Origin of the sequence: Achromobacter aegrifaciens (assembly GCF_902859735.1) — a bacterium.
GTDB classification, from domain to species: domain Bacteria; phylum Pseudomonadota; class Gammaproteobacteria; order Burkholderiales; family Burkholderiaceae_B; genus Achromobacter; species Achromobacter aegrifaciens.
This window is the reverse complement of sequence record NZ_CADIJY010000001.1, coordinates 1-14,021: the sequence shown is the minus strand read 5'-3', so window position 1 is coordinate 14,021 and position 14,021 is coordinate 1. Positions and strand designations below refer to the sequence as shown.

At 66.6% G+C, this 14,021-nt stretch carries 10 protein-coding genes; 9 read left to right on the top strand and 1 reads right to left on the bottom strand.

Going from position 1 to position 14,021, the window contains the following annotated elements; genetic code table 11:
• The first annotated feature begins 43 nt into the window (after positions 1–43).
• The 8 genes from HV766_RS00050 (at position 44) to HV766_RS00015 (ending at position 10,805) form a co-directional block, all read left to right on the top strand.
• Positions 44–934, top strand: coding sequence for an AraC family transcriptional regulator (locus HV766_RS00050; protein WP_125471001.1), 891 nt, complete (start codon positions 44–46; stop codon positions 932–934).
• An 88-nt stretch (positions 935–1,022) separates the two neighbouring features.
• Positions 1,023–2,465, top strand: a complete 1,443-nt coding sequence (locus HV766_RS00045) for a DUF2868 domain-containing protein (RefSeq protein WP_225591310.1) — start codon at positions 1,023–1,025, stop codon at positions 2,463–2,465.
• Complete coding sequence (locus HV766_RS00040) at positions 2,458–3,846, top strand: GTPase/DUF3482 domain-containing protein (RefSeq protein WP_175180342.1); 1,389 nt, start codon at positions 2,458–2,460, stop codon at positions 3,844–3,846. The genes HV766_RS00045 and HV766_RS00040 overlap by 8 nt, the downstream gene beginning before the upstream one ends.
• Positions 3,847–4,202: 356 nt before the next feature.
• The gene (locus tag HV766_RS00035) at positions 4,203–5,810 is read left to right on the top strand and encodes an ABC transporter substrate-binding protein (RefSeq protein WP_054455552.1); all 1,608 of its coding nucleotides are present in this window, start codon (positions 4,203–4,205) and stop codon (positions 5,808–5,810) included.
• Positions 5,811–5,927: 117 nt separating this feature from the next.
• Positions 5,928–6,899, top strand: a complete 972-nt coding sequence (locus tag HV766_RS00030) for an ABC transporter permease (RefSeq protein WP_054455554.1) — start codon at positions 5,928–5,930, stop codon at positions 6,897–6,899.
• A 10-nt stretch (positions 6,900–6,909) separates the two neighbouring features.
• The gene (locus tag HV766_RS00025; RefSeq protein ID WP_054455556.1) at positions 6,910–7,836 is read left to right on the top strand and encodes an ABC transporter permease; all 927 of its coding nucleotides are present in this window, start codon (positions 6,910–6,912) and stop codon (positions 7,834–7,836) included.
• A gap of 7 nt (positions 7,837–7,843) precedes the next feature.
• Positions 7,844–9,571, top strand: coding sequence for an ABC transporter ATP-binding protein (locus HV766_RS00020; protein WP_054455558.1), 1,728 nt, complete (start codon positions 7,844–7,846; stop codon positions 9,569–9,571).
• A 25-nt stretch (positions 9,572–9,596) separates the two neighbouring features.
• Entirely contained in the window at positions 9,597–10,805 is a 1,209-nt protein-coding gene (locus HV766_RS00015) for a metal-dependent hydrolase family protein (protein WP_175180341.1), read from the top strand.
• Between the two features lie 90 nt (positions 10,806–10,895).
• Here HV766_RS00015 and HV766_RS00010 read toward each other — a convergent pair whose 3' ends face one another.
• Positions 10,896–12,368, bottom strand: a complete 1,473-nt coding sequence (locus HV766_RS00010) for a YdgA family protein (protein ID WP_125471003.1) — start codon at positions 12,366–12,368, stop codon at positions 10,896–10,898.
• 304 nt (positions 12,369–12,672) lie between these two features.
• Here HV766_RS00010 and HV766_RS00005 point away from each other — a divergent pair.
• Positions 12,673–14,021: DEAD/DEAH box helicase (locus HV766_RS00005; protein ID WP_175180340.1), on the top strand; the 1,349-nt coding region annotated here is incomplete at its 3' end.

Here is a 14,021-nt window from a genome sequence, read left to right as displayed (position 1 = left end):
CGCGCACGCGCCGCGCGCGAGATCGCAGTAGCATTCCACTCATATGGCTACCGTCGCCTCGGCCCCGGCCGATTTCTCCGTCTTCCGCACCCTGGCGGGCTCCACCGCGACATTGGGACGCGCCGCCGCGCTGGGCGAGGGCATCGCCATCTCGCAATGGTCACGCAGCGCCCACGAAACCATGGGCTACGACAGTCCGGGCCATCACACCCTGTCACTCTATCTGCGCGGCGGCGACAAGTCGTTCCGCCTGGGCCAGGACAGGCTACATGGCGGCGCCGGCAAGTTCTGCGTGCTGCCCTCGGAGCACTACTCGCGCTGGAGCATGAACGACAGCGTGCAATTCCTGCATCTGTACATCGCTCCGGAACGCCTGGCCCGCGAAGCCGTCATGCGGTTGGACTGCGAGCCCCGCACGCTGGAACTGCGCGACCGCACCTACATCCACGACGACTCGCTGATCGACGTCTGCCGGCAGTTGCTGGACACCGACTGGAACCAGCCCGCCGACCGGCTGGCGGCCAGCAGCGCGGCCGAAACAGTCCTGCACCATCTGCTGAACCAGGGCGTGGCGCGCAAGCCCGCGGCAACGCTGCGCGGCGGCCTCGCGCCCGCCGTGCGCCGGCGCATCATGGACTATGTTGACGCGCACCTGGCCGAGCCGCTGACGCTGGACGAACTCGCAGGCGTGGCGGCGCTATCCACCTACCACTTCGCCCGCATGTTCCACACCTCTTTCGGCGAGCCGCCGCATGCCTGGGTACGGGCGCGGAGGCTGGCGCATGCGCGCAAGCTGCTCGCAGCCGGCAAGGGCGACCTGGCCGGCATCGCCCAGGCCAGCGGCTTCGGCAACGCCAGCCACTTGGCGCGGGTCTTCCGCGACGCCGTCGGCGTCACGCCCGGACAGTACCGCAGCGCCCGCGCCAGGCACTGACGCGTGGGGCTGTGGCCCCGTTTCCCGTCCCGCCCGGTCTACAATGGTCCACCGCCCCCAGGGCCTGACCGTACCGCCGCCCGACGCGATGCCGTCTACGACCTCTCGCGATTCCATCCCCCCGGCTGAACCCCTCGGCGCCGGCCCCGTGCGCGCGCACTGGCTGGCGGAGCTGATACGTCTGCGCGAAGCGCATTGGGGGCCGCTGGAAGACGCAGCCGCAGTGCGCCGCGTACGCCAGCAGGACGCCGATCTGCCCGCGCGCATCCTGGCTCGCGCCGCGTTGCTGGCGCAGCGCGAGAATCTCATCCCCCTGATCGACACATGGCGCCGCAGCGCGCTCGCCATGTTGGCCGCGTTGTTCCTGCTGGCCGCCATTTCCGGCGCAGGCGCCGCGCTGGGCGCGCTGGGTGACGGCTCGCGGCCAGTCAACGTGCTGTGGGCGCTGGGCGCCTTGCTGGGCCTGCATGCGCTCACCTTCCTGCTGTGGCTGGGCAGCTTCCTGCTGCGGGCGTCCTCCGTCACGGGACTGGGGCGTCTCTGGCTCTGGGCCACGCGCAAGCTGGCCCGCGGCCCCGACAGCGCGCTGGTACCGCAGGCTTTCCTCAACCTGCTGGCCCGCGCGGGCGCCTTGCGCTGGCTCTTCGGCAGTGTCAGCCACCTGCTGTGGCTGACGGCCCTGTGCGCAGCGCTGGCGGTGCTGCTGGCCGTGCTTTCCACCGCCAGCTACCGCTTCATCTGGGCCACCACCTTGCTGGCGCCCGACACATTCGTCGGGCTGACACAGGCTTTGGGCTGGCTGCCGTCCCTGCTGGGCTTTCCGCTGCCGGACGCATCCATGATCCGCGCCAGCGACGGCGCCCAGGCCCTGCCCGCCGAGGCGCAGGCGCAGTGGTCGCTGTGGCTGATCGGCGTGCTGGTGGTCTACGGCATCCTGCCCCGTCTGTTGGCCGGCGCCCTGTGCGTGGCGGGATCGCTGCGCGCCTTGCGCCGCCTGCGCATCGATCCCTCGCTGCCCGGATTCTCCGCCTTGCGCGATCGCCTGGAGCCGCCCGCCCAGTCCACGGGCATAGACCGCCCGGTCGATCCCCTGCACGAACCGCGCGTCGGCGCGCCGCCGCTCGCGGGCCTGGGCGGCCAGCCGGTGCTGCTGGGGCTCGAACTGCCGCCGGACCTGGCCTGGCCACCCGCCGATATGCCCGCGGGCGTCCAGCAGGCCGGCAATCTGGATACCCGCGAAGAGCGCAACCGCGTGCTGGATGCGCTCGCCGGCCAGGCCGCCACGCGCATGCTGATCGCCTGCGATGCGCGCCAGACGCCGGACCGCGGAACGCTGTCGCTGATCGCCGAACTGGCCGCGCACGCGGAACAGACGCGTGTATGGCTGGTCACGCCGCGCGCGGACGCCGAGGCTCCCGCCACCCGCGCCCCGCTATGGCGCGAACGCCTGCTGGCGCTGGGCCTGCCCGCCGATGCCGTGCTGCAAGCGCCGCTGGCCCCGCTCGCCTGGCTGGAGTCCGGCCATGGCTGAAGACCTCATCAAGATTGCGCTGGTCGGCCATACCAACACCGGCAAGACCTCGTTGCTGCGCACGCTGACGCGCGACACCACCTTCGGTGAAGTCGCCGACAGCCCTGGCACCACGCGCCACGTCGAAGGCGCGCGCCTGCGGCTGGAAGGGCGGGCCGTGCTGGAATGGTTCGACACGCCGGGCATGGAAGACAGCATCTCGCTGCTGGAGTACCTGGAAAAACTCGACAGCCCGCAAGAACGCCTGGACGGGCCGGCGCGCATCCGCCGCTTCCTCGACACGCCCGAGGCGCATGGCCGCTACGAGCAGGAGGCCCGCGTGCTGGCCAAGATGCTGGATTGCGACGCGGCGCTGTACGTCATCGACGCGCGCGATCCGGTGCTGGGCAAGCACCGCGACGAACTCGCCATCCTGGCCGCCTGCGGCCGGCCTCTGCTGCCTGTGCTGAACTTCGTCAACGCGCCCGCGCATCGCGCCGACGAATGGCGCGCCGCCATGGCCCGGTTGGGCCTGCACGCGGTCGTCGAGTTCGACACCGTCGCGCCGCCGCTGGATGGCGAACAACAGCTCTATGCCAAGCTCGGCGTGCTGCTGGACCGCCACGCCGCCGCGCTGGCCCGGCTGTCCGCCAATCTTGCCGAGCAGCGCCGCGCGCGCCGTGGCGCCGCCTACGAACTGCTGGCCGACCTGCTGGTCGACGTGGCGGCCTTGCACGTCTCCAGCGCCAGCGACGACGCGGCGCTCGCGGCCGCCTCGGGCGCGCTGCGCGACCAGGTGCGCCAGCGCGAGCAGACCTGCGTCAACGCATTGCTGGCGCTCTACAACTTCCGCGCGACGGACTTCACCGATGATGCGCTGCCCCTGCAGGGCGAGCGCTGGGGCATGGACCTGTTCCATCCCCAGGCCCTGAAGGACATGGGTGTGCAGGTGGGCATGGGCGCCGCCGCGGGCGCCATGGCCGGCGCGGCGGTAGACCTGTTCAGCGCCGGTTTGAGCCTGGGCACCGGCATGCTGATCGGCGCGGCCGCCGGCGGCCTGTGGCAAGGCGTGGAAAAGCTGGGCAAGCGCGTGGCGGGCAAGCTGCGCGGCTGGCGCGAAATCAGCGTCGACGACGCGGTGCTGCGTCTTTTGGCCCTGCGCCAGCGCCAACTGATCGAAGCGCTGGAGCGCCGCGGCCATGCCGCGCGCGAGCCATTGAGACTAGACCATCCGGACGACGATGCCTGGCGCAAAGGGCCCCTGCCCGAAGCGTTGAAAGAGGCCCGCAGCCGGCCCGAATGGTCGGCCCTGGGCGAGCACTACGAAGACAGCGACCGCCGCAAGCGCGTGGTGCGCGAATTGGCGAAAACCCTTGCCGACGCGCCCCCGCCCGGCGCCTGAGCGCAGAGCCGCCAGCCTTGCCGCACGCACCATTCCACGCCGCCGGCAAGCAAGTACTAACCCCAATCCAAACCGATTGACGCTTAAACGAATGCGTCGATAAGATTCGTCCTACATCGATGCGGGTCCGTCCCCGTCATGATAATCACAAGGGGTTGGGTCTATCGTGAAGTCGAAGTCCTACGCAGTGATTCCCGGCAGCGCCATCACCGGCGCACGCGCAGCTCGCGCTGCGTCCCGCCAGACCCCAATCCGTCTTTCGTCGTAAGCAGCAACGCCATGCCCCGGATCCCCATGGGGCCGGGGCCCTGTCACTTCTGTCGCGCTATCCGCGCACCACACGGAGCATGAGGGCTATGCGTACTTTTCCCCACCTGAAGCAAGCTGCGCTCGCCGCTGCCATCGCCGCATCGCTGGCTTTCAGCGCCGGCGCGGCCGCCAAGACCTTTCACTGGTCCTATCAAGGCGATGCGACGTCCATGGATCCGATGGCCCTGAACGAAACGTTCACGCTGGGCTTCCAGGGCAACATCTACGAAACGCTTGCCGGCTACGACGGCAACCTGAAACTGACTCCGCTGCTGGCGGAAAGCTGGGAGAACCCCGAACCCACGAAATGGGTGTTCAAGCTGCGCAAGGGCGTGAAATTCCACGATGGTTCGCCGTTCACGGCGGACGACGTCATCTTCTCCTGGAAGCGCAGCCTGACCCCGGGCTCCGACATGAAGGGCTACGGCGCCAAGGCCTCCGACATCAAGAAGATTGACGACTACACCATCGAAGTCACCACGCCCACGCCCAACCCCATCCTGCCGCGCGAATGGGTGTTCCTGTACATCATGAGCAAGTCGTGGTCGGAAAAGAACAAGACCACCGAAGCCACCAACGTCAAGGGCGACAACCAGGGCAACTATGCCAACCTGAATGCCAACGGCACCGGCCCCTTCATGCTGGCCTCGCGCCAGCCCGACGTGAAGACCGTGCTCAAGCGCTACGACGGCTACTGGAACAAGAACATCAAGACCAACGTCGACGAAGTCATCTTCCAGCCCATCACGCAGGAAGCGACGCGCGTGGCCGCGCTGATCTCCGGCGAAATGGACCTGGTGCAGCCTGTACCGGTGCAGGACTGGAAGCGCCTCGAAGACGCCAAGGGCGTCAAGCCGCTGACCGCGCCGGAAGCGCGCGCCATCTTCATCGGCATGGACCAGGACCGCGACGAACTGCTGTTCTCGGACGTGAAGGGCAAGAATCCCTTCAAGGATCCCAAGGTGCGCGAAGCCGTGGTGCTGGCCGTGGACACCAAGGCCATCAACGAGAAGATCATGCGCGGCGCTGCCAAGCCGCTGGGCTCGCTCATCGCCACCGCCATCAATGGCTATGACGATTCCTTCGGCGCGCCGTACAAGCCGGATCCCGAGCGCGCCAAGAAGCTGCTGGCCGAAGCCGGCTATCCCAAGGGCTTCACGGTCACCATGGACTGCCCGAACGACCGCTACGTCAACGACGAAAAGGTCTGCCAGGCCGTGGCCGGCATGCTGGCGCGCGTGGGCATCAAGATCAACCTGCTGGCGCAGACCAAGTCGAAGTACTTCGGCAAGATCCTGCTGCAGGCCGGCAACCAGACCAGCATGTACATGCTGGGCTGGACGCCCAGCTCCACCGACGCGCACAACACGCTGCTGAACCTGGCCTCGTGCCGCAATGCCAAGACGGCGGCGGGCCAGTTCAACCTGGGCGGGTACTGCAACAAGAAGGTCGACGAGCTCACCGACAAGATCGGCGTCGAAACCGACCAGGCCAAGCGCAACGCCATGATCAAGGAAGCCTTCGAGATCGTGCGCAACGACTATGGCTACCTGCCGCTGCACCAGCAGCCCATGTCCTGGGGCGTGAAGGACAACATCCAGGTCATCCAGCGCGCCGACGACGTGCTCGACCTGCGCGACGTCGTCCTGCCGTAATCCGGCGACGCGAGCCCCGGGCGGCACCTGCCGCCCGGGCGCGCCCGGCCCAGCCCCGGTTCCCGCTACCCGAGGGAAACGCGGCCCGGCGTCATCTGAATCCGAGGGCTCCCGATAATGCTTTCCTTTGTTGCGCAACGGCTTATCCAGTCGGTGCTGGTGATGTTGACGGTGGCGCTGATCGCGTTCTCCATGTTCCGCTATGTGGGCGATCCGATAGCCAGCATGGTGGGCCAGGACACCACCCCTGAACAACGCGCGGAACTGCGCAAACAGCTGGGCCTGGACGATCCCTTCGTGGTGCAGTACGCGCACTTCGTGGCCAACGCCGTGCGCGGCGACTTCGGCATATCGTACCGGCACCGCCGCCCCGTCAGCGAACTGCTCGAAGAGCGCATGCCGGCCACGCTGGAACTGTCCTTCGTGTCTGCCGTGATGGCGCTGGCCCTGGGCATACCCATGGGCATCTATACCGCGCTCAAGCGCCACGGCGTGCTGTCCAAGGCCTTCATGGCGATCTCGCTGGCCGGCATCTCGCTGCCCACCTTCCTCATCGGCATTCTGCTCATCCTGTTCTTCGGCGTGCAGCTGCGATGGCTGCCCAGCTTCGGGCGCGGCGACGTGGTCAGCCTGGGATGGTGGACCACGGGCTTTCTGACCAAATCAGGCTGGCTGGCGCTGATCATGCCGGCCATCACGCTGGCGCTGTTCCAGATGACGCTGATCATGCGGCTGGTGCGCGCCGAAATGCTGGAAGTGCTGCGCGCCGACTTCATCAAATTCGCGCGCGCCCGCGGCCTGCCGGAACGGCTGATCAATTTCCGCCATGCGTTGAAGAACACCATGGTGCCCGTCATCACGATCACCGGGCTGCAACTGGGTTCCATCATCGCCTTCGCCATCATCACGGAAACCGTGTTCCAGTGGCCCGGCATGGGCCTGCTGTTCATCCAGGCCATCAGCATGGTGGACATCCCCGTCATGGCGGCCTATCTGGTGCTGATCGCCTTCATGTTCGTGCTCATCAACCTGGTCGTGGACCTGCTGTACTTCGCCGTGGACCCGCGTCTGCGCGTGCAGAGCAAGTAAAGGACTCATCATGATTGCTCGCATCGCTCCCTTCTTCGCCCGTGCGGCCGACAGCGACCTCTGGCACAGCTTCAAGCGTTCGCCCGGCGCCATCATCGCCGCGATCGTCACGCTGGCCATCCTGCTGGGCGCGCTGTTCGCGCCCGTCGTCGCGCCGCACAACCCCTTTGACCTGGCATCCTTGAGCATCATGGACGCCAACACGCCGCCGGCCTGGGAAGAGGGCGGCAGCCCAGACTTCCTGCTGGGCACCGACGACCAGGGCCGCGACATCCTGTCGGCGGTTCTGTATGGCTCGCGCGTGTCGCTGCTGGTGGGTTTCGCGTCCGTGCTGTTCTCGATGGTGCTGGGCGTGAGCCTGGGCCTCATCAGCGGCTATGCAGGCGGACGCGTGGACAGCTTCATCATGCGCATCGCCGACGTGCAGCTGTCGTTTCCAGCCATTCTGGTGGCGCTGCTGATCGACGGCGTGGCGCGCGGCCTGCTGCCGCGCGACATGCACGACCAGCTCGCGCTGTATGTGCTGATCTTCGCCATCGGCATCTCGGGCTGGGTGCAGTACGCCCGCACCGTGCGCGGCTCCACACTGGTGGAACGCAACAAGGAATACGTGCAGGCGGCCCGCCTCATCGGCATCGGACCCATCACCATCCTGCGCCGGCACATCCTGCCCAACGTGATGGGACCGGTACTGGTCATCGCCACCATCCACCTGGCCATCGCCATCATCACCGAAGCCACGCTCTCGTTCCTGGGCGTGGGCGTACCGCCCACGGCGCCGTCGCTGGGCACGTTGATACGTATCGGCAACAGCTACCTGTTCTCGGGCATGTGGTGGATCTCCATCTTCCCCGGCATCGCGCTGGTGGCGCTGGTGCTGTCGGTCAACCTGCTGGGCGACTGGCTGCGCGACGCGCTCAACCCCAAGCTGCGCTGAGGACGCCATGGCCCTGTTGAACATCGAAGATATCCGCATCGAATTTCCCAGCCGCCGCGGCACGCTGGTGGCCGTGGACGGCGTCTCGCTGTCCCTGGAAAAAGGCGAGATCCTGGGCGTGGTGGGCGAATCCGGCGCCGGCAAGTCCACCATCGGCAATGCCGTGATCGGCCTGCTGGAGGCGCCTGGCCGCCTGGCGGGCGGCGCCGTGCTGCTGAACGGCGAACGCATCGACACGCTGACTCCGGCGCAGCAGCGCAAAGTGCGCGGCCGCCGCATCGGCATGATCTTCCAGGATCCGCTGACCTCGCTGGATCCGCTGCAGACGGTGGAAAGCCAGCTGGTCGAAACCATGCAGGTGCACCTGAACCTGTCCCAGGCCGAGGCCCAGAAACGCGCCGTGCAGCTACTGACGCAGGTCGGCATCGACAAGCCGGAACTCCGCGTCAAACAATACCCGCACCAGTTCTCGGGCGGCATGCGGCAACGCGTGGTGATCGCGCTGGCGCTGTGCTGCGAGCCCGAAGTCATCATCGCCGACGAACCCACCACCGCGCTCGACGTGTCGATCCAGGCGCAGATCCTGGAACTGCTCAAGAAGCTGTGCCGCGAAGAGCAGGTGGGCATGATCATCATCACGCACGACATGGGCGTGATCGCGGACGTGACGGATCGCGTGGCGGTTCTTTACCACGGCAAGCTGGTCGAACAAGGTCCCACCTCCAAGATTCTGGGCGACCCCGACCACCCCTACACGCGCAGCCTGATCTCGGCCGTGCCGCGTCCCGACATCAAGCTGCGGCGCTTCCCGCTGGTGACCTACATCGAGGACGTGAAAAAGCCGGCGCAGCCGCTGGACCTGGCCACCCACTGGCTGGGCCAGCGCCGCGACTTCGGCGCACGCACCGGAGGTCCGCTGGTGCAAGTCAACGACCTGAGCATGCGCTTCGTGTTGAAGAGCGCGCTGCTCAAGCGCAACCAGCGCACGCTGGACGCCGTCAAACGCGTCAATTTCTCCATCGGCGAAGGCGAGGTCTTCGGCCTGGTGGGCGAGTCCGGTTCCGGCAAGTCCACGGTAGCGCGGCTGATCTCCGGCCTCTACACGCCGAGCGAAGGCTCGGTCAATTTCGGCGGCACGGACCTGACCGCGCTCAAGGGCGAGAAGCAGCTGAACCCGTTCCGGCGGCAGATTCAGATGATCTTCCAGGATCCGTTCTCCTCGCTCAATCCGCGCATGCGGGTGCTGGACATCGTGGCCGAGCCGATCCGCTTCCACAAGCTGGCGGCCAGCGAAGCAGAGACGCGCCGCATCGTGGCCGACCTGCTGGACGTGGTGGGCCTGGGCGATCGCGCCGCCGAACGCTTTCCGCACGAATTCTCGGGCGGCCAACGCCAGCGCATCTGCATCGCGCGGGCGCTGGCCACGCGCCCCCGCTTCCTTATCTGCGACGAACCGACCTCGGCGCTGGACGTGTCCATCCAGGCGCAGATCCTGAACCTGCTGAAAGACCTGCAAGAGGAACTCGGGCTGACCATGCTGTTCATCAGCCACGACCTGCCGGTGATCCGCCAGATGTGCGACCGCGTGGGCGTGATGCGCTATGGCGAACTGCTGGAAGTGGCCAACACCGAAGACCTCTTCGAACGTCCGCAGCATCCCTACAGCCAACACTTGCTTGGCCTCATGCCCCGCCTGCAATCCATGTCCCGCGAGGGCCTGGAAGTGGCGGAGTAACGCCAGGCGCAACCCGGAGCGAGACATGACGGCGACACGACAGACCCTGTTTACAGGCGGCCAGGTTTTCGACGGCAAGGGCAAACTGCTGCCCAACCACGGCGTGCTGGTCGAAGGCCGGCACGTGGTGCGCGTGGCGCCGGCCGGGGAGTTTTCCGGCTACGCCGGCGCGACCGTGCGCACGGACGGCATGACGCTGATGCCCAGCCTGGCCGACTGTCACGTCCATCTGGTCTACACCGGCGGCGCCGATCCCAACGCGCAACTGAGCAAGCAAGGCCCTGCGCAGATCACGTTGACGGCGCTGGAGAACGCACAGGCCAGCCTGCGCGGCGGCATCACCGCGCTGCGCGATTGCGGCGGCAAGGACTACCTGGAATTCGGCGTGCGCGACGCCATCGCGCGCGGCGTGTTTCCCGGCCCCACGATCAGGGCCTCGGGCCGCATCATCTGCATGACGGGCGGCCACGGCAACCGCATCGGCCGCGTGGCCGACGGCTGCGAGGACGTGATCAAGGCCGTGCGCGAACAGGTCCACGCCGGCTGCGACCTGGTGAAGATCATGGCCACGGGCGGCGTCATGACGCCCGGCGTCAGCCCCATGGACGCGCACTACAGCTTCGACGAAATGAAGGCCGGCGTGCACGAGGCCAAGCGCTTTCGCAAAAGCACCGCCAGTCATGCGCAAGGCACGCTGGGCATCCTGAACGCAGTGCGCGCCGGCATCGATTCCATCGAGCACGGCATCTTCATGGACGACGAATGCCTGCGCGAGATGCTGGACGCCCAGACCTATCTGGTGCCCACCATCGCCGCGGTGCGCAACATCATCGCCAACGCCGACAACGGCATCCCCGCCTACGCGGTCGAGAAGGCGCGCGCGGTGGAGCAACGCCACCGCGAATCGTTCCAGATGTATTACAAGGCGGGCGGGCGCATTGCGCTGGGCACCGACGCCGGCACCCCGTTCAACCTGCACGGCGAGAACGCCATGGAATTGGCCTACATGGTCGAGTTCGGCATGACGCCCGTGGACGCGCTCATCGCCGGCACCTCGCGCGGACACGACCTGATGGGCATGGACCAGCACGGCGCCATCGCCGAGGGCAACGTGGCCGATCTGCTGCTGGTGCAGGGCGATCCCACCGAAGACATCATGAAGGCGGCCGACAAGCGCTTCCACGTTGCGGTGCTGCGCAACGGCGAAGTGGCCGCCGGCGCCTTGCCCCTCTGAAACGCGACGGTTCCCAGACCGCAATGAAAAAGGCCGCCGCGCCCTGGGCGCGGCGGCCTTTGTACAGCTCGAGTCGAGTGGTGCGCCGGCTTAGCGGGCGCCGCCCATCGCGCCGCTCATGACCATCATCAGGAACTGCTCGACCGGCATCTTCTTGCCGTTGAAATCGACCTGGCCGTCGGCGTAGTTCAGGTACGTCACGATGTTGTTGTTTTCGACCTTGGCCATGCCCATGGCGGTAGCCATGGTGCCAACCATTTCAGCCTGGCCCTTGGCGGTCTGCTGAGCCTGCTCGGCCGGCACGCCGCGCACCTGGGGCTCGATGGCCATCAGGTCGCTCAGGTTGCCCTTGGACAGCACCAGCTTGGCATTGAGCTTGCGGATCGTCTGCTTCAGCGTATCGGCGAACTCACCGTCCAGCGATGCCGGCTTGGCCATGTCCAGGTCCAGGTTGAAGGTCGACGTGCCGTTGGCGGTACGCACTTCCAGCGGCGACACTGCCAGCGTCGGGTTGCCAGCCAGCAGCAGCTCGACGTTGGTCTTGAGGACCTGCTTTTCTTCATCCGTGAACTGGGGCGACTGCTCTTCGCCCTTGCTCTGCATCATGCGGCGCGAAGCGGCTTCATAGACGTCGTTCAGCGCCTTGAACGCCTTCGAATCCAGCTTCTGCGCGTCCAGCACCAGCTTCAGGCCGGCCATGTCCTTTTCCTGCACGTTGATCATGCCGAAATCCATGGCCATCTTCACGCCCATGAGCGAGTTGGCTTCGGTCATGTCGACGGTGATCGCGGTGTCCTTGAGCTGGACCGGCGGCTTTTCCTTGGACGTGATGGTCCAGTTCTTGAGCGCGACCTTCTGGCTGCCCACGTACATGTCGTTCGAAGCCGGCGTCATGTCGCTGGTCAGGGTCAGGCCGGTCATGGCCATGCTGACGATGTCGCTTTCTTCGGACTCGCCCGCCAGCGTCAGGCTGTCGGCCTTCAGCGCGACCGTGCCGTGCTTGCTGCCGGTGGCGTAGGTCACGTCGCCCTTCATGCCCGAGAACTTCAGGCTGTTGGCGTCCTTGGCGAACTCGACGGGAGCCATGTCGAAGTTGCCGCTGATGTTCTTGGCGTAGCTGACGCTATAGGCGCCGGACAGGGGCACCGCGCCCTTGGCGGCGGCGAACCATTCCTTGACCAGGGGCGTCTCTTCCAGCTGGAAGCGGCTGGCCACCATGGCGGGCGCAAACGAGCCCGACTTCAGGTTGGACAGCGGGAAGGGGCCGTGGTCCAGGTGCTCGAGGAACACGAGTTCGTGGTCGACGGCCGGCTTGCCGTCGGCGGCCGGCTCGGTGAACTTGACGCGGTAGCGCTCGGTGGACGAAAACACGCCGCGGTCGAAGGAGACCAGCTCAACCACAGGGGTCACACCCCATTTTTCGCCGACCTTCTTCAGTTCAAGGTTGGCCTGCTCGATCGATTGCTTGACGAAAGCCTCGGCCTTCTGGCCCGTATACCAAGCCGTGCCGGTCCATACTGCGCCCAGCGCGACGACTACGCCCACAATTGCCGATTTTTTCATTGCGATCCTTTATTCTTCAAATGGATGAAAGCGGACGGATTATAGGGATTGCAGCCTAGGGAAAACACTTATTTCGTGCAAAGGCGCTGCAATGTGTTGCTTATTGATACAGAACCAGCCTTCCCGGGCGGTGCTGCAGCGCCACATCAGCTACAATCCTTCGGTGCGTTTTGCCAATCTGCGCACGTCCGCTAGGCCCTTCGCTGCCAAGCTTCGCCCGTCAGGGCGCTTCCCTTTTCTCCTTTATTCGTCCGCCTGGATTGGAGTCTCTCAACTTGAGCGACGGGCTGCCGCTGGAGTTGTTTTGACTACCTCTTCCCCTTTTGCCGACCTCGGGCTGGCTGATTCCCTGTTGCGCGCCATTGCCGAAACCGGCTACACCGCGCCCACTCCCATTCAGGCCCAGGCAATTCCCCAGGTCCTCAAGGGTGGCGACCTGCTCGCCGCCGCACAGACCGGCACCGGCAAGACCGCCGGCTTCACGCTGCCCATCCTGCACCTGCTGATGCAGAAAAAGCCCGAGCAGCGCAAGCCCGGCCGCCCGCGCTGCCTGATCCTGACCCCGACGCGTGAGTTGACCGCGCAGGTCGAGGAATCGGTGCAGACCTATGGCAAGTACACGCCGCTGTCCTCCATGGTGATGTTCGGCGGCGTCAACATCAACCCCCAGATCTCCGCGCTGAGAAAGCCGCTGGACATCCTGGTCGCCACCCCCGGCCGCCTGCTGGACCACTGCGGCCAGAAGACCGTGGACCTGTCCGGCGTCGAGATCCTGGTGCTGGACGAAGCCGACCGCATGCTGGACATGGGCTTCATCCGCGATATCCGCAAGGTCCTCGCGCTGCTGCCCAAGCAGCGCCAGAACCTGCTGTTCTCGGCCACCTTCTCCGACGAGATCCGCACCCTGGCGCGCGGCGTGCTGAACAACCCGGGCGAAGTCTCGGTCACCCCGCGCAACACCGCCACCGAACTGGTCACCCAGACGGTGCACATGGTGGAACAGCACCACAAGCGCGACCTCATCAGCCACATCATCCGCGAAAGCGGCTGGCACCAGGTGCTGGTGTTCACCCGCACCAAGCACGGCGCCAACCGCCTGGCCGAAAAGCTGGTCAAGGACGGCCTGACCGCCGCCGCCATCCACGGCAACAAGAGCCAGTCGGCCCGCACCCGCGCGCTGGCCGGCTTCAAGGACAGCACCGTGACGGTGCTGGTGGCGACCGACATCGCCGCCCGCGGCCTGGACATCGACCAACTGCCCCAGGTGGTGAACTTCGAACTGCCCAATGTGCCTGAAGACTACGTGCACCGCATCGGCCGCACCGGCCGCGCCGGCGCCACCGGCGCCGCGGTCTCGCTGGTCGACAACAGCGAAATCAAGCTGTTGAAGGACATCGAGCGCCTGATCAAGAAGACCATCGAGCGCAAGCCCGTGGAAGGCTGGACGCCGCCGGCCACGACCGCGGCGGCCTACGACCGCCAGGAGCGCGACGAAGACAACCGCAGCCCGCGCGGCGGCGGCGGCCGTAATGGCGGCCGCAGCGGCAATGGCAATGGCAATGGCGGCCGTTCGCGCCAGGGACAAGGCCAGGGCCAGCCCCGCGCCGCGACCGGCAACCGCGCCCCCGCGCCGGCCCGTGCCGGCGGCGAAGG